Here is a 17,720-nt window from a genome sequence, read left to right as displayed (position 1 = left end):
GATGACCACCTATCGTGACCGGACCGAAGCGGGACGGGACCTCGCCGAGCGACTCACCGACCTCGTCGGCCGGCCCGACGTCATCGTGCTCGGTCTGGTCCGCGGCGGCGTACCGGTCGCCCGGGTGATCGCCGACCGCCTCCACGCCCCCCTCGACGTGCTGGTCGTGCGCAAGCTCGGGGTGCCGTGGGCGCCCGAGGTCGCCTACGGCGCGCTGGGCCCCGGCGGCGTGCAGGTCCTCAACGACGCGGTCGCCGGCCGGATCAGCGAGAACGACCGTGCCCAGGTGCGCCGTCGCGAACAGGCCGAGCTGGAACGCCGCGAACAGCGCTACCGGCAGGGCCGGCCGCCGCTGGACCTGACCGGCCGCACCGCGGTCGTCGTCGACGACGGGCTCGCCACCGGCGCCACCGCCCGCGCCGCCGTCCAGGTCGCCCGCCGCCTCGGGGCCGTCCGGGTGCTCGTCGCCGTCCCGGTCGGCTCCCCACCGGCGTACGAGATGCTGGCCGCCACCGCCGACACGGTGGTGAGCAGCCAACTCCCGCCCGACTTCGCCGCCGTCGGGGCCTACTACGACGACTTCCACGAGGTCTCCGACGACGAGGTGACGCACGCGCTGACCGCCACCGCGTGAGAACACCCGGTACCGTCGATGCCATGCAGCTCACTTGTCCCAAATGCCACGGAGAGATGCGCCAGTACGAGCGCAGCGGAGTGATCATCGACCAGTGCGGCGAGTGCCGCGGCATCTTCCTCGACCGCGGCGAACTCGAGAAGCTGTTCGAGGCCGAGGCGAACTGGAACCGGCAGCACGGCGGCGCCCCGCAGGCCGCCCCCGCCGGAGCCGGCTACCCGCCCCCGCCCGCCCCGCAGCAGCCCGGCTACGGCGCCGTTCCCCCGCCGCCTCCGCCGCCGCCCGGCCACGGCTACCCGCAGCCCGCGTACGGCCACGGGCAGCAGCACTACGGCTACCACGGCCACTACCGCAAGAAGAAGAAGCACGGCTTCCTCGGCGAGCTGTTCGACTGAGCGAGTAAGGAGGGGCCCCCTGTTAACGCCTGGGCGCTAGAAGGGGCCCCTTCTCACGGTGCCGACCGTCGCGCGTCGTGGCAGGCTGCACCGCATGAGCCCGATCCGGCAGCACGAGGCGCTGGCCCAGGCGTACGACGGCATCACCGCGACCGTCGCCCCGCTCGACGACGCCGGTCTGCAACGACCCACCCGCTGCCGGGGCTGGCTCGTCGCCGACCTGCTCTTCCACGTGCTGTGCGACGCCCAGCGCGCGCTTGTCGCCCTGGCCAGCCCGGCACCCGGCCCGGCCGACGTGGACGACGTCAGCTACTGGCGGTCGTTCACGCCCGGCGGCGACGACGGGGCCGACGCGAAGCACGCGTGGTGGGCCCGCCGGTCGGCCGCCGCCTTCGACCGGCCCACCGGTGTGGTGCGGATCTGGTCCGACACCGCCCCGGCCGCCGCGCGCGCGGCCGCAGCCGCGGACCCGGACGGGCACGTCACCACCCAGGGGCACGTGCTGCGCGTACCCGATCTGCTCGCCACCCTGACCACCGAGGCGGTCGTGCACCACCTCGACCTGGTGGTGGATCTGCCGGGCGCGCCGCGGCCGGCGGCCGGCCCGACCCGGGTGGCAGTGACCACGATGGACGGTCTGCTGCCCGACGAGGCGGTACGCCCGGTCGGCTGGGACGAACACGAGTATCTGCTCAAGGCCACCGGGCGGGTGCCGCTGACCGACCGGGACCGGTTCGAGCTGGGCGAGGCGGCGGGCTGGTTCCCGCTGCTCGGCTGACCGGCCCGGGTTCAGATCGAGCCGTTGGGTAGGAGTGGGTCGGTGACCGACGTCGGTCAGACGATGGCCATGTCCACGAATCGCGACAGGTGCAGCTGAGCCGCGACCGTCACCGTGTCGGTCGGCCCGTTCCGGTGCTTGGCGACGATGAAGTCCGCCTCGCCCGCTCGGGGCGACTCCTTGTCGTAGTAGTCGTCACGGTGCAGCAGAATCACCACGTCGGCATCCTGCTCGATCGAGTTGTGAGCGGCGATGCCGTTGGCGATGAAGTTGTGCGTGCCCAGCACCGTCGCGTCGAAGACATCCTTTTCACCAACCGGCTCGATCGAGACGATCTCGTCCCAGAAGACGTCGTTCGTCGCGTGCAGATCGAGGTCGGCCGAGTCCAACACCGTCGCGATCCTGGCTAGGCGTGATCGGCTGGGTGCGCGCTTCCACATCGTGCTGCCGCAGAACTTGGTGCCGACAGCAGCCGCGAACTGCCGGTGGCTCATCTTCCGCTCGGTCAGCACCTCTCGTACCCGCGTCCACACCTCCCTGGGCACGGTGTCCACGTTCGGATTGCTCACCATGACCTCGAGGCTTGCCAGCAACGCGGCGCAACCGTTGGCGCGCTCACCGCGCACGCCGATCTCACGAAGGAAACGGAGCTGGTCATCGCGACCGGAGACGTCGAGCGTGTACTGCGGCCGGTGCCGTGCTACCGGAACCTCCCTGAGTCGCGATGAGATCCCGAAGCGGAGCAACAGGCGTGAGATGTCCTCCAGCATTCGCCGTGAGGTGGAGGAGAAGTAGATGCGTCCGCCTCGACCGGACTTGTTCACGGTCACCGACCCGTCAGTGGCCCACAGGTGCTTCAGGAAGAGAGTGATCTGCTCCTTCGGCAGGCCGAACACCGCTGCGGGTACGAACTTCTCGTGGGACCGAAGCCCGAACAGACCCAACCCGTCCAGCCACTCGGCGATCGGATTCCGCCGCCCTCGGGCGAGTCGGAAAGGAGCTGGTAGGCGGAGGGTGGTTACTCGGGCAGCCGCGTAGTCGTCACGTACGGCCGTGATCCCGAAGCGCCGGGCGGCCTCCGTCACGGCCGTCAGGTTGGTCTCGTCGCAACTGGCGTAACGGATCGGCTGACGTCGGACGAACGAGCCGTCCCCCAGCAGGTGAGCCAGCAGGACCACCTCGGATTCGTTCCAGGGCTGGACGGCCAAGGGCGGCGGGATGTGCCGGGGAGCGGCGATCCGCGACCCCGCCGCGAGCTCAGCCAACGGCGTCCACCCGCCGAACGTGAGGAAGGGGTGATTCGCGGTGGCCTCGATCTGCTTGCCGGAAGCGAGGGTCATCCGGAACACCTCCCGCGTTCCACTGGGGAAAGCGTGGGTCAGTGTTCGAGCTGTGTAACGGAGACTGTCGTCCAAGGCCCATACCGGGATTTCCTTCGTCTTGTCGGCTAGGAGCTCACCGAGCGTCACCTCAGAGTTGTTGTCGGCCCTGATCAGTCTCGTCTCCGCCGTGAGGCAGCCCGATTCCCGCAAATCGGACAGTTGCGGTCGTTTGTCGGTACGCTGCTCGGGGCCACGGTTCAGCTGACTCACCGCGATCACCGGGCACTCGACCTCCTTGGCCAGCAGCTTCAAGCCACGGGACAGGTCCGCGACCTCCTGCTGCCGGCTCTCGGTGCGCTTCGGCGAGGTCATCAGCTGGAGATAGTCGACGACGATCAGCTTCAGGTCGTGCTTCTGCTTGAGCCGGCGCGCCTTCGCCCGGATCTCCATCAGGTTCATGCTCGGGGTGTCGTCGACGAAGAGCGGCGCCTCGCTGATCTCTCCCATGCAGCGGGCCAGCTTGGTCCAGTCGTCGTCGGAGAGCTGCCCACTGCGCAGCACGTGCAGCGGCACCCGCGCCTCGGCCGAGAGGAGTCGCATGACGATCTCGACCTTGCTCATCTCCAGCGAGAAGATGGCCGCGGCCTGGTTGGCGCGAATCGCTGCGTTCCGGGCGAAGTCCATGCTCGCCGTGCTGTTGTGGGTCGGGATCATCGACCGGCCCGCCAGGTAGAGATGGGCGGGATTGTCGACGGTCACGCAACGCACCGGAACACTGGCTACCGGTCGGACGGCCACGACAAAGCGGGAGTGGGAACACACGTCCGAGGACGTCCGTCGCCGGGCCAGGTGCGCAGCCCGCTTCCGTTCCAGCCGGAAGACCGGCTCCGGGGTCGCGAAGTTGACCGTGTAGGCGATCGACGAGTCCTCGGTTCGGCCAGGCACCCTCCGCTCGGCGAGCGTGCATCGGTAGCCCAGACTGACCACGAGCTCCCGCACCCCCTCGATCAACCGCTTCGAGGTGGACGTGTACTGGAGGTTCCCGGTCGGTGCCACGGTGCCGTCGGTGTCCATCAGCCCGGCGAGGAGCGCCCGACGCTGAGCCTCGGAGGCTCGTAGATAGTCCTGCGGGATGTGCTTGTCGAAGGCCACCCCGACCCGGCGGAGCAGTGCCAGGAACGAGCCGCCCCGGTCGTGGCACTCAGCGCAGCGGCGGACCGTCCCGTTCTCGCGCAGCGCTCGGGTGGAGCCGCCGCAGTCGACACAGGTGCGGTCCGTCGTGGGCGCGACGGTGGACAGCAGGACCGTGTAGACCATCGGGCCACTCGGCCGCACCAGGAAGCCGTCCCGGGCCACCAGGTCGACCATCTCGGCGTCCGCGCTGGTGAACCGGCTGGCGCCGGTGTGGCCGTCGCCGAGCCACACCCCGAGGGTGTACGGGGGAACCACCAGCTCGCGTTCCGGAAGTTGGAGGGGGGCGCAGTTCTCCACAGCATGGTTGAGGCGTCGGTCCGCAGTGTCCGTGCGAAGTGTGGCGGCGATCTGCGCAGTCGTGACGACTCCGCCGTGCACCGTCCGGGAGCCGTCGTCCACCTGCTTCTCGGCCCGCTGGCGGAGTCCAGGGACGAGCGCACCCACCGGGTAGCCGGGCGCTGTCCGGTTGCGTACCTTGCCGGCCCGGGTCACCGGCCGGGCGACCCGGCCGTTCGGGCCGACCTGGCGGGCCACGGTGTGCAGCACGTTTCGGAACTCGGGGCCGACCTGCTGCAACGTCTCCGCGAGAGTGACCAGGCGCTGCGGCTCGACGGACGCCGCCGCTTCGACCGCACGCACTCTCGACAGCGCCGCCTCGGGCCAGTGTCGGCGGGGACCCGACTCGGGCTGCCGGCGACTGGCTCGGGTGGTGGTCTTCCACAGGTGCTCGGCGTCCGCCACGATGACGGAGCCGTCGGAGAACTCGACCTCGTAGCAGGGGCGGTCGTACATCACGTCGAAGACGTCGGTGATGGTGGTCGGCGTGCCGTCCGCCGCGAGCAGCCGGTCGCCCGCGCGTACCGTGCCCATGGTGGTCCAGCCTTCCGGCGTGGGCAGGGGGGTGTCGAGGGCGAGCGCCTTGCCCAAACCAGGCCGGCCGGCCACAATGATCAATTGCCCCGCGTGCAGGCCGTTGAGCAGGCGGTCGAGGTCGGTGAAGCCGGTCGGCACGCCGGTCATCACGCCGCCCTGGGCGCCGACCGCCTCGATCTCGTCGAGTGTCGGCTGGAGCATGTCGGCCAGGACGGCGAAGTCCTCGCTGACCCGCTTCTCGGTGATCTCGTAGACGGCCTGCTGGGCGAGGTCGACGATGTCGTCCACGTCGCGGCTGCCGCTCGGCCCGGTGCCGTAGCCGAGCTGCACGATCCGGGTGCCCGCCTCGACCAGCCGGCGGAGCACGGCCCGCTCGCCGACGATGCGGGCGTAGTAGGCGGCGTTGGCGGCGGTGGGCACGCTCGCGATCAGGGTGTGCAGGTAGGGCGCGCCGCCAATCCGGGCGAGATCGCCGGAGTCGGCGAGCGCCGCCGCCACGGTGATCGGGTCGGCGGGCTCGCCCCGGCCGTAGATGTCGAGGATCGCGTCGAAGATGGTGGCGTGCACCGGGCGGTAGAAGTCGTTGGTCTTGAGGATCTCCACGACATCCGCGATGGCGTCCTTGGAGAGCAGCATCCCGCCGAGGACGCACTGCTCGGCGGCGACGTCCTGGGGTGGGGTCTTCTCGAAGGAGGCGTCCCGGTGCGGCGGCTCGGACGGTTGCCCCCCAGTCCGTTCCGCGCGCGTCTCGTCGGTGACCGACACGGGTTCCCCCCTTGCTGCGTCGGATCGAGTCCAGCTCTATCGCCGGGGTGTGACAACTTCCGCCGACCCCTCCGGTCGATCGGGGGTCATCGCCCGGCGGTCGCTGGCCACGATACGGAACCCGAGGTCAGCCACCAACCGGGCCGGTGGACGAGCCTCGGGACAACCTGTGGACGCAGGGGGAGCGGCATGTGCGCAGGGTGTGCACAGGGTGTGGAAAAGTGATGGGGAATTCCGACGCTCTCGCTCCTGACCTGGGCTTTTCCCATCCCCACCCTGTGGACGGAAGATTTCAGGTCGAGCCTTGTCGCCGTTCGTCCCGTACTATCGCTGCGAACGGCTGCACCTGGCCAGCGGATTGCACTTTCGGGTTGAGAAGGGTCACGCTCCGGCCGTGAGACACCGGGACTGGGCAGGCGGGGAGGACACCCCGCGCGAGCGCCGGCCGGGCGGTTCCTGGGACACCTCCGCCGCTCCGCGTCGGGTCGACTCGTATGCGCCGGAGCGCCACCGCACTCCGAGCCGGCGGCGGGCGATCGAGCGTGGCCAGGAGGAGCCGGTGGACGCCTACCTGCCACGGTGGGCGGTCGAATCGGGGATCAGCCGGGCCGACGGCGGTGGTCGGCACGCCGCGCCGGACGACGACGGCGACGAGGTCGGGTCGCCGTCCTCGGGCGGTGGTCGGCGGTCCGCCGGCGGTCGTCGTCGCGACGACGACCGCCGCGAGCTGCGGGCGATCGGCGCCGGGCCGGTGTCGGACCACACCGCCGAGTGGACCCTGGACGCACCGCAGGAGCGGGGGTACGTCGGGAGCAGGCGGGCCGAGGGCGAGGACGAGCCGGTGTCGGGCACGGCGCCACGGAGCCGTCCTCGCCGGGCGGCGACCCGCAGGCCGGAGGTGACCTGGTCGGGGCTGCCGGAGGAGGCGAGCCCGGACGGTGCGGCCGGCGGGTGGCAGGCCGAACGGCCGACCCGGCGGACCGGGCGGTCGACGTCGGGTTCCTCCTGGCCCCCGCCCGCGGTCGACCCGTGGGAGCGGGGCCGGGCGGTCGAGCCGGCGCCGGTGGAGCAGCCTGCGGTCGACCCGTGGGACGCGTCGGGCGTGCACGCCTGGGGTCGGGCCGCCACCGGCAACGGGTGGGAGCGGCCGGAGGACCGGTGGGACCGGACGGAGCACACCGGCGAGTGGGACCGCTTCACCGACACCGGTCACCTCGACCGGGTGCGGGACGCCGGCGACCGCTACCCGGAGGTCGACTCGTGGGACCGTACGACGCCCCCGGTCCGGGAGGGTTGGGCGTCGCCGGAGCGGATGGAGGAGTTCTGGTCGGGCACCCGCCTGGCGGGTGACGATCCCCGCTGGATGGAGACGCCGACGTCGGCGCCACGGTCGCCGATGGTGGCGTATCCCGCTCCGCGTCCGCGGCCCGCGCCCCGTCGCCGGCCGGTGGAGCCGGTCGGGTCGGGCGGCGCCGCGTTGCGGCGGGGGAGGGACACGGTCGGCGGCTCGTGGGGCCGGCGGCTGGAGGACGACCTGCTGGACCCGGACCCGGGTGGTCCGCTGCGACCGTTGGTCTACACGGCGGCCTGCTACCTGGTGCCGGCGGTGCTGCTCTTCTTCGGTCTGGTGTTCCTCGACGGGCAGCCGCCGCCGGGGTGCGTGACCGACATCAGCGGCGGTGGCTGCGACTCGCCCCGGGCGCACGCGTTCGCGTCGTTGTCGACGGCGGCGCCGCGGTTCGGGCTCGCGTTGGTGAGCAGTCTCGTGGTGGCGGTGCTGCTGCGGCAGGTCGGGACGACGTGGCGCTCGGCGACGGTGGCGTTGGCGGCGGCCGTGGTGGGTGGCGGGTTGTCCACGGTGGTGATCAGCGCGGTGACCGGTCAGGCGATCGGCTGACGCTCGTGCGGGGTTCGGTCGACGGGAAGCGGGAAGGGCCCGCACCGGTCGACCGGTGCGGGCCCTTCCGTGGTGCGGTGGGTGTCAGCCGTTGACCACGTGCAGGTCGAACTTGGCGGTCACCTCGGGGTGCAGCCGGATGCTGACCGGGTAGGCGCCGAGCGACTTGATGTGGCCGGGCGTCTCCAGCCGGCGGCGGTCCAGGGTCGGACCGCCGGCGGCCTTGACGGCGTCGACGATCTCGGCCGGGGTGACCGAGCCGAAGAGCCGGCCGCCGTCGCCGGCGCGCGCCTTCAGGTTGACCTTCAGGCCCTCGAGCTGGCCCTTGATCTCGTTGGCGTGGTCGAGGTCGCGGACCTCGCGGGCCGAGCGGGCCCGCTTGATGACCGTGACCTGCTTCTCGGCGCCCTTGGTCCAGGCGATCGCGAAGCCCTGCGGCAGCAGGTAGTTACGGCCGAAGCCGTCCTTCACCTCGACGATGTCGCCCGGAGAGCCGAGGCCGGACACCTCCTGGGTAAGGATGATCTTCATGTCCGTGCCTCCCCTCAGCGCGCCGTGGCCGTGTAGGGCAGGAGCGCCATCTCACGGGCGTTCTTGACCGCACGGGCGATCTGCCGCTGCTGCTGCGAGGTCACGCCGGTCACCCGTCGAGCGCGGATCTTGCCGCGGTCGGAGATGAACTTGCGCAGCAGCGCGGTGTCCTTGTAATCGATATAGGTGATCCCGTCCTTGTCGAGCGGGTTCACCTTCTTCTTCGGCTTGCGCAGTGCCGCAGCCTTCGCCATTGCTCTTGCTCCTGGTTTGCGATCGCGGGCGCTCGGCGCCATCAGAACGGGGGCTCCTCGTCGAAGTTTCCGCCGCCCGAACCAGCGCGGGAGGGGGCCGGGGCAGCCGAGGCCCAGGGGTCGTCGAAGTTGCCTCCGCCGCCACCCTGGCCACCACCGCCACCACCGCCGAAGCCGCCGCCTCCGCCACCGGAGCGGGACATCTTCTGCACCTTCGCCGTGGCGTAGCGCAGGGACGGGCCGATCTCGTCGACCTCCAGCTCGATGACGGTGCGCTTCTCACCCTCGCGGGTCTCGTACGACCGCTGACGCAGCCGGCCGGACACGATCACCCGGGCGCCGCGTTGCAGCGACTCGGCGACGTTCTCGGCGGCCTGGCGCCAGACCGTGCACGAGAGGAACAGCGGCTCGCCGTCCTTCCACTCGCCGGACGCCTTGTCCATGAACCGGGGCGTCGAGGCGACCCGGAACTTGGCGACCGCGGCACCGGAGGGGGTGAACCGCAACTCGGGGTCATCGGTCAGGTTGCCGATGACCGTGATGGTGGTGTCTCCTGCCATGACCATCTCCTCGCGCACTCATCGTTGTGTCGTACAGGCTCTCAGAGCCCTCCGACAGCGCGGATGAGGCTTGATCCGGACGTGCCGGGTCTAGATGCTCAGCGCATCTCCGGGCGAATGACCTTGGTGCGCAGCACCGACTCGTTGAGTCGGAGCTGACGGTCCAGCTCGGCCACGGCCTCCGGCGTCGCCTGGAGGTCGACGACGGCGTAGATGCCCTCGGCCTTCTTGTTGATCTCGTACGCGAGGCGCCGGCGGCCCCACACGTCGGTCTTCTCCACCGAGCCACCCGCGGTCCGGATCACGTTCAGGTACGTGTCGAGAGACGGGGCGACGGTGCGCTCCTCGAGGCTGGGATCGAGGATCACCATGACTTCATAGTGACGCAAGACGTGCTCACCTCCTGTGGGCTAGGCGGCCACGGTCCTTCCGTGGCAGGAGGTCGTGCGTCGTTGCCAGCCCGGTGCCGGGGGAACCCGGCCGGACGCGGACAACCGGACCAGGATAGCCGGTCCCGACGATCATGCCGGGACCGGTGGTCCGGGCGGTCCCGGAGGGCGACGACAGGGGCCCACCTCCAGCGGCGGGCGCCGAGAAGGTGGACCCCTGTCCACGGGGCCGCGGGGCGTCCCGTCCGCATTCCTTGGGTGGGACCTGGGGAGGAACGACCACACCGATGAGGTTGGATCGAAGACGCCCCGCGGAGCTTTATCATGTTGTTACCTGGTCTGACCATACAGCGGCTCTCGTCACCGCTTGGGGTAAATGCTGGAATTAGTCCCGCTGGCCGATCGTGGTGCCGGTGTGAGCGGATCGCGCCCCGTCGTGCCGGGCCGCACGGCGGGGCGTCCCGTTGCCGGGGGCCTTGCCTCACCCGTCCGTGCTGTGGACCACGTCCGGGCGGAGCGTCGACCATCGATCCCACCTCGGACAACGACCGCCAGGCCGGGTGGTGACGCGCATCCGGAGCCCTACCCCGCGCGCATGCCGCGCGCGTCGCAGCCGCGACGTAGGCTGCCCTGCATGCGAATCGGAGCCCACGTCGATCCGGCCGACCCGCTGGCCGAGGCGACCGCCCGGGAGGCGGACGCGGTGCAGTTCTTCCTCGCCGACCCGCAGGGTTGGAAGGCGCCGAAACCGCGCGAGGACGCCGAACGCCTGCGCGACGCCGACGTCGACCTCTACGTCCACGCGCCGTACGTGATCAACGTGGCCACGCTCAACAACCGGATCCGCATCCCCAGCCGCAAGCTGCTCCTCGGTCACGCCACCGCGGCGGCGACCGTCGGCGCCAAGGGGCTGATCGTGCACGGCGGCCACGTCAACGCCGGGGACGACCTCGCCAAGGGTTTCGACAACTGGCGCAAGACGTTCGCCTACGCTGCCGACTCCGGTGGTTTCCCGCTGCCGGTGCTGATCGAGAACACCGCCGGTGGCGACAACGCCTGTGCCCGGCACCTCGACGCGCTGGCCCGGCTCTGGGACGCGCTCGGCGACCACGAGGTCGGCTTCTGCCTGGACACCTGCCACGCGCACGCCGGTGGCGAGGAACTGCTCGGCCTGGTCGACCGGGTGAAGGCGATCACCGGCCGGATCGACCTGATCCACGCCAACAACTCCAAGGGCGCCTTCAACTCGGGCCAGGACCGCCACGACAACCTCACCGGCGGCACGATCGACCCGGAGTTGCTGGTGGCGGTGATCCGGGCGGCCGGCGCGCCGGTGATCGTCGAGACCCCGGGCGGCGTCGAGGGCCAGGCGTCCGACATCGCGTTCCTGCGCAGCCAGCTGGGCGCCGCGGCATGACCACGGAGCAGTCCGGCACGACCGGCGGCCGGTCCGGCACCGACCCGGGCCGGGCCGACGGCGAACCTCCGGCGGGTGGCGCCGTGGCCGACGTCGACGGCGGCCGGAACGAGGGCGGCGCCGACGAGAAGCGCGGACCCGGCGACAAGGTCGGTACCGAGCACAGGAACAAGTCCGACGCGGCCGGCGACGACGGCAAGGACAAGCCCGCCGGTACGGCCGACGACGGCAAGGACAAGCCCGCCGGTACGGGCGAGGGCGAGCCCGCTGACCCATGGTCGGCGTTCGGGCCGGCACCCGAGCCGGTACTGAGCCGGGCCCGCCGCGCCACCCGCGCGGTGAGCCGGTTCCTGGTGCACGAGTGGACGCTCGCCGCCGTCGCGACGCTGGTGGTGGCCGCGGCGATGACCTGGCCCACGCTGCGCTACCCGCGCTACACGCTGCCGCAGGACTACTGGGACCCGAGCCTGCAGGCGTGGCAGATGGCGTGGTCCGGGCACATCCTGCGCACCGACCCGGCGATGCTCTGGCACGCCAACACGTTCTTCCCGGAGAACTGGAGCTTCGCCTTCTCCGACACCCTGCTCGGCTACGCCCCGGCCGGCCTGATCGGGGTCGGCCCGGAGCACGCCATGCTCCGCTACAACATCATGTTCGTGCTGGCGCACGCGCTCGCCGCGTTCGGGGCGTACGCGCTGGCCCGGCAGCTCGGTGCGGGCCGGATCGGCGGCGCGGTGGCCGGCGCGAGCTTCGCCTACGCGCCGTGGCTGCTGGCCCAGGCCGGGCACCTGCACATCATCTCCAACGGCGGCATCCCGCTGGCGCTGGCCATGCTCGCCCGTGGGCACGGCTGGTCGCTGCGCTACGGCTACCGTCCGCGTCGCCGGCACGCGGGCTGGGCGTTGGCCGGTTGGCTGGTGGCCGCCTGGCAGCTCAGCCTCGGCTTCGGCATCGGGTTGCCGTTCGCCTACCTGCTGGCCGGCGTCGGGCTGGTCGCGGTGGTGCGGTGGTTCGTCCGGCGGCGGCGGGTGAAGCGCCCGTTCGGCCGGCGACTGCTGCTGGCCGACCTGGTCGGCGCGTTCGTCTTCGCCGCGGTGGGCGGGGCGCTGGCGATTCCGTTCTTCAAGGTCGCCGAGCTGCACCCGAACGCGGCACGCACGCTCGGTGAGATCCAGCTCTACTCGCCGCCGGCCAGTGGTTTCTTCACCGCGCCGGCCGAGTCCCTGGTCTGGGGGGAACTGCACGAGGGGGCGCGGGCGGTGCTGCCCTGGCACCCGGAGATGACCTTGCTGCCGGGCTTCGCGCTCTACGCGCTGGCCGCCGGCGGGTTGTTCTTCTCGGTCTGGCGGGTCCGTCACCGGCTCTACCTGCTCGCCGGGGTGCTGGTGACGATGGCCCTGGCGATGGGCACCCGGTTCTTCGAGGGCCGGTTCACCTACGTGCCGCTCTTCGACTACCTGCCGGGCTGGAACGGGCTGCGGACGCCGGGCCGGATGATGCTGTGGACCACGCTGCTGCTCGGCCTGCTCGCGGCCGGCGCGGTCACCGCGTTCTGCATGCGCGTGCGTGAACTCGCCGCCGAACGGGTCCCGCCGTGGCCGGGTCCGTGGCTGCGGCTGGCCACGCTGGTGCCGCTGCTGCTGGTGCTGGCCGAGGGCTTGAACGTCACCCCGCACCCGGTGGTGCCGTTGCAGCCGGCGGCGATGCGCACCGTCGACGGCCCGATGCTGGTGCTGCCCAGCAGCCAGAACCTGGACCAGCCGGTGATGCTCTGGTCGACCGACCGGTTCCAGCGGATGGTCAACGGTGGCAGCGGCTTCACCCCGGACTCCCAGGCCCAGGTCCGCGAGGCCACGGTCAGCTTCCCCGACTACGCCAGCGTCGACTACCTGCGGCGGATCGGGGTCAAGAACGTGGTGGTGCTCCGCGACCAACTCGGCGGCACCCCGTGGGAGGGGATGCTCGACCGGCCGGTGGAAGGGCTGGGCGTGACCCGGGAACAGGTCGGCGAGGCGGTCGTCTACCGCCTGTAGCGCCGACCCGCTCCGGTCAGGCGGGCACCGGCTCGACGGGGCGGTCGGCGGCGGAGCCGGAGCGCCATCGTTGGTGCCAGGGCGCGTCGGGTGCGCCGTCGAGCAGCCCGCCGTCGGGATCGTCGGCGTAGGTCTGGCGCACCGCGTCCTGCTCCGGTCGCAGGATGTCCCGGATCACGAACCCGCAGAGCACCGCCACGGTGACCAGGCGCAGGGTGGATGCCAACACGAAGACGCCCTCGGGGAAGACCGGCCGGGAGGTGGCGGTGCCGAGCAGTTCGCCGTAGAAGGCGGCGAAGTAGCAGACCTCGGCGAACTGCCAAGCGAGGAACGCGCCCCAGCGCGGGCGGGCGAGCACCGCGAGCGGCAGCAGCCAGAGCACGAACTGCTGCGACCAGACCTTGCTGAAGATCAGAAAGGCGGCGACGATCAGGAAGGCGAGCTGGGCCAGCCGGGGCCGGCGCGGGGCGAGCAGCGCGAGCGCGGCCACGCCGAGGCAGGCCAGCCCGAAGAGCAGGTACGACACCCAGTTGAGGGTGGAGATGTTGGCGTTGAGCCACTCGACCGGGCCGAGTTCGCCGGGGGCGGACGGGCTGATCCGGCCGTCGAGGTAGCGGCCGATGTACCAGAGCGTGCCCCAGTCGATGGGCCGGGTGGTGTTCAGGTCGAAGAACCGGCCCCAGCTCTCCGGGTATCGGATCGCCGCCGGCAGGTTCACCGCGACCAGTGTCACCAGTGCGGTGGCCGTGGTGACGAGCCCGGCCACCAGCCGACCGGCCCGCAGCGTGAGCACCAGGATCGGGCCGAGGAGGAACAGCGGCCACATCTTCGCCGCGCCGCCGAGCCCGAGCAGCACGCCGGCCAGCCCGGGCAGCAGCATGCCGTACCGCTCGGGTCGGGTGCGCGCCCAGGCCAGCAGCCCGAACGCGGCCAGGCCGACGGCGAGCAGGTCCCAGTTGACGGTGGCGGTGAGCACCAGCGCCGGGGAGAGCGCGAACAGCGCCGCGTCCCAGGGTCGTCGGCGCCGGAGGTTGAGGATGACCGCGACGGTGGCGACCGCGAGCGCGCCGAGCACCAGCGCGGTCAGGTTGTAGAACCACTGCCCCTGGTTCATGCCGGGGGTGTCGACGCCGACGGCGTGCACCGGCAGGCCGATCGCACCCATGAAGTAGCCGGTCAGCACCGGATATTCCACCGGGTGGTCGGCGTAGGGGACCTTGCCCTCGTTGAGCCCTTCGGCGTAATAGAGCGCCAGCACGTCGGTGTAGCACATCCGGGTGTACTGCACGTTGTCCTGCCAGGCGCCGTCCTGGCAGGGTGACTTCTGCACCCAGTGCAGGGCGAGCGTGAGGCAGACCAGGGCCAGCACGATCCGCGCGGCGGTCCGGAACCGACCGTCGCGGCCGGCCGGCCGGTCCAGGGCGGCGGCGTGGTCCCCGAGCGGTCCGCCGATCAGGCCGGACGTGCCGCGTACGAACCAGTCCGAACGGGACGGGTGGTCGGCGGCCACCGCGGGCGGGGGCGCCTCCCCGGACGAGCCGGGCTCATCGATGCCTGCGGTCGACTGGGTGCTCATGGAGAGGCATCCTGCCGTACGTCGGGGGTGTCCGTCCCGCCCCGCGCGGAGAAATTCCGGTCCGCGAAACGCGGCGGCGGCCGGACCGCTCGGGTCCGGCCGCCGCCGTCAGGTGCTACGCGCGTCAGTTCGCCTGTCTGGTCGGCGGCGTGGTGGGCAACACGCCACCGCCCCGGCCGCCGTTACCGGGGAAGCCGGGAAGACCGCCGCCCTGGTCACCTCCGCCGCCGGGGTTGCCGCCGCCGGGGTTCCCGCCACCGGGGTTCCCGCCACCGGGGTTCCCGCCGCCCTGGTTGCCGTCGGGGCAGAACAGGCCGAGCGGGTCGCAGTTCTGGCCGGTCGGCGGGGGCGGCGCGGCCGGCATCTCGCCGTTACCGACGTCGTCCTTGCCGATGTTCGCGGCCGGCGGGAACTCCTCCTTCTCCTCGCCCTTGAGCGCGTCGTTCATGACGCGCTCGAAGATGTCACCGGGCATCTTGGCGCCGCTGATGCTCCCGCCGCCCTTGTACTTGATCGCCTTGCGGTCTCCGACGTTGCCGACCCAGACGGCGGTGGCGAGCTGCGGCGTGTAACCGATCATCCAGGCGTCACCGTTGTCGGTGCTGCCGTCGCCGAGCTCCCAGGTGCCGGTCTTCTCGGCGGCCTGGCGCCCGTCGTCGAGCCGGTGACCCACCGCGGCGGGGTATTTCTCCAGCACGGAGGTGACGTCGGCGACGACGTCCTTGTCGATCCTCGGCTGCGGCTTGAGCTTCTCGCCGCCGACGGTGTCCCACTTGCCGGTGTTCGGGTTCTGCTTCTGCACCAGCTTCACGAAGTGCGCCTTGTTGTAGACGCCCTGGTTGGCGAACGTGGCGACGCCGTTGGCGTGGTCGAGCACCGTGATCGGGTACTGGCCGTAGCCGACCACATTGAAGAACGGATCGGGCGCGACCTCGTTCATGTCCTTCACCTTGGTGAGGTCGTACGCCTGGGCCGGGTTGGTGTCGGTCCGCCACATGGTGGTGACGCCGGCCTGCTTGGCCATGTCGAGCACCTTGTCCGGGCCGATCTTCTCGGTGATGTAGTAGAACGGCACGTTCAGCGATTTGAGCGTCGACACCTCGAGCGTGCAGGAGTCGCCGCAGGAGACCTTGTCCGCGCCGGCGTTGCTCACCTTGAACTTGGTGCCCTTCGGGGTGAACGCCGAGCCCTTCCAGCGGGACTTGATCGAGATGCCTTCCTTCAGTGCCGCCGCCAGCGTGTAGATCTTGAAGGTCGAACCCGGCGAGTGCCCGCCGCTGATCACACCGTTGTCGACGTTCTTGCCGGCGTAGTCGGTGCCGGTGCCGTTGTCCCCGCCGTAGTAGGCCCGCACCGCCCCGGTCTTCGGCTCGATCGACACCACGGCGGCCATCAGGTTCTTCGGCTGCCCGTTGAGTTCGGAGCCCTTCTTGGCCCGCTGGGCCGCGTCGAGCGCCGCCTCCTGCATCTTCCGGTCGATGGTGGTGGTGATCTTGTAACCACCGCGGCTCAACGCCTTCGAGCAGAGCGGCCTGGCGTCGGTCGCCTCGGCCTCGTCGTCGGTGCAGAGGTCCATCTCGCGCAACTCCTGCGAGACGTAGTTGACGACGTTGCCGTACGGCGTGTCGATGCCGAAGCCGCCGGCGCTGTTCTTTGACGGCTTCTGGAGCGACTTGAGGGGATATTCGGTGGGGTGCGGCGGCATGTTCGGCGCGTCGAGCCACTTCTCGGTGATCATGCCGTTGATGACGTAGTTCCACCGGTCCACCGCGGCCTGCTGGTTGATCGCCGGGTCGTAGCCCTGGTGCGTCGCGCTCGGCTCGGGCTGCTTGATCAGCGCGGCCAGCACCGCGCCCTCGGCCACGGTCAGCTTGGCGACGTCCTTGCCGAAGTAGGTCCGCGCCGCCGCCTGGATGCCGTACGCGCCGCGGCCGAAGTAGATCACGTTCAGGTAGTGCTGCATGATCACGCTCTTGTCGTACTTGTCGTTCAGCTTGGAGGCGAGGATCGCCTCCTTCACCTTGCGGCCGTACGTGTCCTGGTTCAGGTTGTCGAACGCGTTGCGCGCGTACTGCTGGGTGATGGTCGAGGCACCCTGCTTGTCGCCGCCGCTGACGTTGTTCCAGGCGGCCCGCGCGATGCCCTTGTAGTCCACACCGGAGTGGCGGTAGAAGTTCCGGTCCTCCGCCGCGGCGACCGCGTGCTGGACCCACACCGGGATCTGCTCGATGGTGACCAGTTGCCGGTTCTGGTCGCCGATCCGGGCGATGGGCGTCTTGCCGGTCCGGTCGTAGATGGTGGTGGACAGCGGCGGAATGGTGTCCTCCGGGAGCAGCACCTTCTGCGAGTACCAGGTGAAGCTCACCACGCCGATGCCGGCGAGCATGATGAACACGGCGAAGCCGGCGATCAGCATGTTGAGCCGCCGGCGCTTCTTCGCCCGGGCCGAGCCGTCACCGCGGCCACCCCGCCCGGGGCCGGGCGGGCCGCCCGGGCCGCCGGGACCGCCGCCGTTGAAGCCGGGCACGCCGGCCCGGGCCACCGCGGCACGGCCACCGGCCGGCGCCGCGCCGACGCTCGCCCGGCCGGCGCCGCCCACGCTCGCCGCGCCGACCCGGGCCGCGCCCACCGAGGCACGCCCCGCCGGGCCGGCCGGGGAGACCGGGACCGACGCCCGCCCGGTGCCCGCGCGTCCGGAGACGCCGGGGGCCGGCGAGACGGGTACCGAGGCCCGGCCCGCGCCGGCCCGGCCGACCGGGACCGCGCCCGCGGCTGCGCGGGGGGCCGGCGGGACGCCGCTGACCGGGGCTCGGCCGCTGGTGCCGCGCGGCGTGACCGAGGCCCTCGCCGAGGCACCGCCCTCCGGGGCGCCGGACCAGCCGTTCCCGCGCGGGCTCCGCTCGGAGCCGGGGTCGCCGTTCGGGCCCGGGATCTGGGCCCGCCCACGCGAAGAACTGGAATCGCCGTAGTTCATTCCTCACACCCTGCCGGTCGCGGTGGGACGCGGGGGCGTCGCCACCGGGTTGCCGTGAGCTGAAACACGGGACGCCATCTGCCGGCCGTGCCGGCGCGCGTCCGTCAAATCCGACCTATTCGGACCAA

13 protein-coding genes are annotated in these 17,720 nt (G+C 71.3%); 6 read left to right on the top strand and 7 right to left on the bottom strand.

Going from position 1 to position 17,720, the window contains the following annotated elements:
- Position 1 precedes the first annotated feature (1 nt).
- The 3 genes from AB0H28_RS19220 (at position 2) to AB0H28_RS19210 (ending at position 1,807) form a co-directional block, all read left to right on the top strand.
- Positions 2 to 634, top strand: a complete 633-nt coding sequence (locus AB0H28_RS19220; RefSeq protein WP_358041576.1) for a phosphoribosyltransferase family protein — start codon at positions 2 to 4, stop codon at positions 632 to 634.
- Between the two features lie 23 nt (positions 635 to 657).
- Positions 658 to 1,029 (top strand): zf-TFIIB domain-containing protein, encoded by a 372-nt coding sequence (locus AB0H28_RS19215; protein WP_358041573.1) that lies wholly within the window; start codon positions 658 to 660, stop codon positions 1,027 to 1,029.
- Positions 1,030 to 1,123: 94 nt separating this feature from the next.
- Positions 1,124 to 1,807 (top strand): maleylpyruvate isomerase N-terminal domain-containing protein, encoded by a 684-nt coding sequence (locus AB0H28_RS19210; RefSeq protein WP_358041570.1) that lies wholly within the window; start codon positions 1,124 to 1,126, stop codon positions 1,805 to 1,807.
- Positions 1,808 to 1,863: 56 nt separating this feature from the next.
- On the opposite strand, the gene AB0H28_RS19205 is transcribed toward AB0H28_RS19210, so the two are convergent.
- Positions 1,864 to 5,961, bottom strand: coding sequence for a replicative DNA helicase (locus tag AB0H28_RS19205; protein WP_358041567.1), 4,098 nt, complete (start codon positions 5,959 to 5,961; stop codon positions 1,864 to 1,866).
- A gap of 394 nt (positions 5,962 to 6,355) precedes the next feature.
- Between AB0H28_RS19205 and AB0H28_RS19200 the strand changes: the two genes are divergently transcribed.
- Positions 6,356 to 7,858 carry a hypothetical protein gene (locus AB0H28_RS19200; RefSeq protein WP_358041565.1) on the top strand — a complete coding sequence of 501 codons (1,503 nt, stop codon included), beginning with the start codon at positions 6,356 to 6,358 and terminating at the stop codon, positions 7,856 to 7,858.
- 84 nt (positions 7,859 to 7,942) lie between these two features.
- Here the strand turns inward: AB0H28_RS19200 and rplI are convergent, their stop codons facing one another.
- From rplI to rpsF, 4 genes are all read right to left on the bottom strand, one after another.
- The gene (rplI, locus tag AB0H28_RS19195) at positions 7,943 to 8,389 is read right to left on the bottom strand and encodes a 50S ribosomal protein L9 (RefSeq protein ID WP_358041562.1); all 447 of its coding nucleotides are present in this window, start codon (positions 8,387 to 8,389) and stop codon (positions 7,943 to 7,945) included.
- Between the two features lie 14 nt (positions 8,390 to 8,403).
- Positions 8,404 to 8,643 carry a 30S ribosomal protein S18 gene (rpsR, locus tag AB0H28_RS19190; protein ID WP_007073789.1) on the bottom strand — a complete coding sequence of 80 codons (240 nt, stop codon included), beginning with the start codon at positions 8,641 to 8,643 and terminating at the stop codon, positions 8,404 to 8,406.
- A 41-nt stretch (positions 8,644 to 8,684) separates the two neighbouring features.
- Complete coding sequence (locus tag AB0H28_RS19185; RefSeq protein WP_175441301.1) at positions 8,685 to 9,221, bottom strand: single-stranded DNA-binding protein; 537 nt, start codon at positions 9,219 to 9,221, stop codon at positions 8,685 to 8,687.
- Positions 9,222 to 9,301: 80 nt separating this feature from the next.
- On the bottom strand, positions 9,302 to 9,592 hold the full coding sequence (rpsF, locus tag AB0H28_RS19180; RefSeq protein WP_088643630.1) for a 30S ribosomal protein S6: 291 nt from the start codon (positions 9,590 to 9,592) through the stop codon (positions 9,302 to 9,304).
- A gap of 634 nt (positions 9,593 to 10,226) precedes the next feature.
- Here rpsF and AB0H28_RS19175 point away from each other — a divergent pair.
- Both AB0H28_RS19175 and AB0H28_RS19170 read left to right on the top strand, forming a co-directional pair.
- A complete protein-coding gene (locus AB0H28_RS19175; protein ID WP_358041559.1) occupies positions 10,227 to 11,009 on the top strand; it encodes a deoxyribonuclease IV in 783 nt (260 codons plus the stop codon).
- Positions 11,006 to 13,042, top strand: coding sequence for a hypothetical protein (locus tag AB0H28_RS19170; protein WP_358041556.1), 2,037 nt, complete (start codon positions 11,006 to 11,008; stop codon positions 13,040 to 13,042). The genes AB0H28_RS19175 and AB0H28_RS19170 overlap by 4 nt, the downstream gene beginning before the upstream one ends.
- Before the next feature lie 16 nt (positions 13,043 to 13,058).
- On the opposite strand, the gene AB0H28_RS19165 is transcribed toward AB0H28_RS19170, so the two are convergent.
- The gene (locus AB0H28_RS19165; RefSeq protein ID WP_358041553.1) at positions 13,059 to 14,618 is read right to left on the bottom strand and encodes a glycosyltransferase 87 family protein; all 1,560 of its coding nucleotides are present in this window, start codon (positions 14,616 to 14,618) and stop codon (positions 13,059 to 13,061) included.
- 124 nt (positions 14,619 to 14,742) lie between these two features.
- A complete protein-coding gene (locus AB0H28_RS19160; RefSeq protein ID WP_358041551.1) occupies positions 14,743 to 17,592 on the bottom strand; it encodes a transglycosylase domain-containing protein in 2,850 nt (949 codons plus the stop codon).
- Between the last annotated feature and the right edge of the window lie 128 nt (positions 17,593 to 17,720).

The organism is Micromonospora sp. NPDC050980 (genome assembly GCF_040653835.1).
In the GTDB taxonomy this organism is placed as follows: domain Bacteria; phylum Actinomycetota; class Actinomycetes; order Mycobacteriales; family Micromonosporaceae; genus Micromonospora.
Note: the sequence above shows the minus strand (reverse complement) of the source record. Positions and strands in the feature narration are given on the sequence as shown.

What these genes read in the sequence shown, in the direction of transcription:
- AB0H28_RS19220 (WP_358041576.1), top strand. Translation starts at nt 2, where the DNA reads ATGACCACCTATCGTGACCGGACCGAAGCGGGACGGGACCTCGCCGAG.
- AB0H28_RS19215 (WP_358041573.1), top strand. Translation starts at nt 658, where the DNA reads ATGCAGCTCACTTGTCCCAAATGCCACGGAGAGATGCGCCAGTACGAG.
- AB0H28_RS19210 (WP_358041570.1), top strand. Translation starts at nt 1,124, where the DNA reads ATGAGCCCGATCCGGCAGCACGAGGCGCTGGCCCAGGCGTACGACGGC.
- rplI (WP_358041562.1), bottom strand. Translation starts at nt 8,389, where the DNA reads ATGAAGATCATCCTTACCCAGGAGGTGTCCGGCCTCGGCTCTCCGGGC.
- rpsR (WP_007073789.1), bottom strand. Translation starts at nt 8,643, where the DNA reads ATGGCGAAGGCTGCGGCACTGCGCAAGCCGAAGAAGAAGGTGAACCCG.
- AB0H28_RS19175 (WP_358041559.1), top strand. Translation starts at nt 10,227, where the DNA reads ATGCGAATCGGAGCCCACGTCGATCCGGCCGACCCGCTGGCCGAGGCG.
- AB0H28_RS19170 (WP_358041556.1), top strand. Translation starts at nt 11,006, where the DNA reads ATGACCACGGAGCAGTCCGGCACGACCGGCGGCCGGTCCGGCACCGAC.
- AB0H28_RS19165 (WP_358041553.1), bottom strand. Translation starts at nt 14,618, where the DNA reads ATGAGCACCCAGTCGACCGCAGGCATCGATGAGCCCGGCTCGTCCGGG.
- AB0H28_RS19160 (WP_358041551.1), bottom strand. Translation starts at nt 17,592, where the DNA reads ATGAACTACGGCGATTCCAGTTCTTCGCGTGGGCGGGCCCAGATCCCG.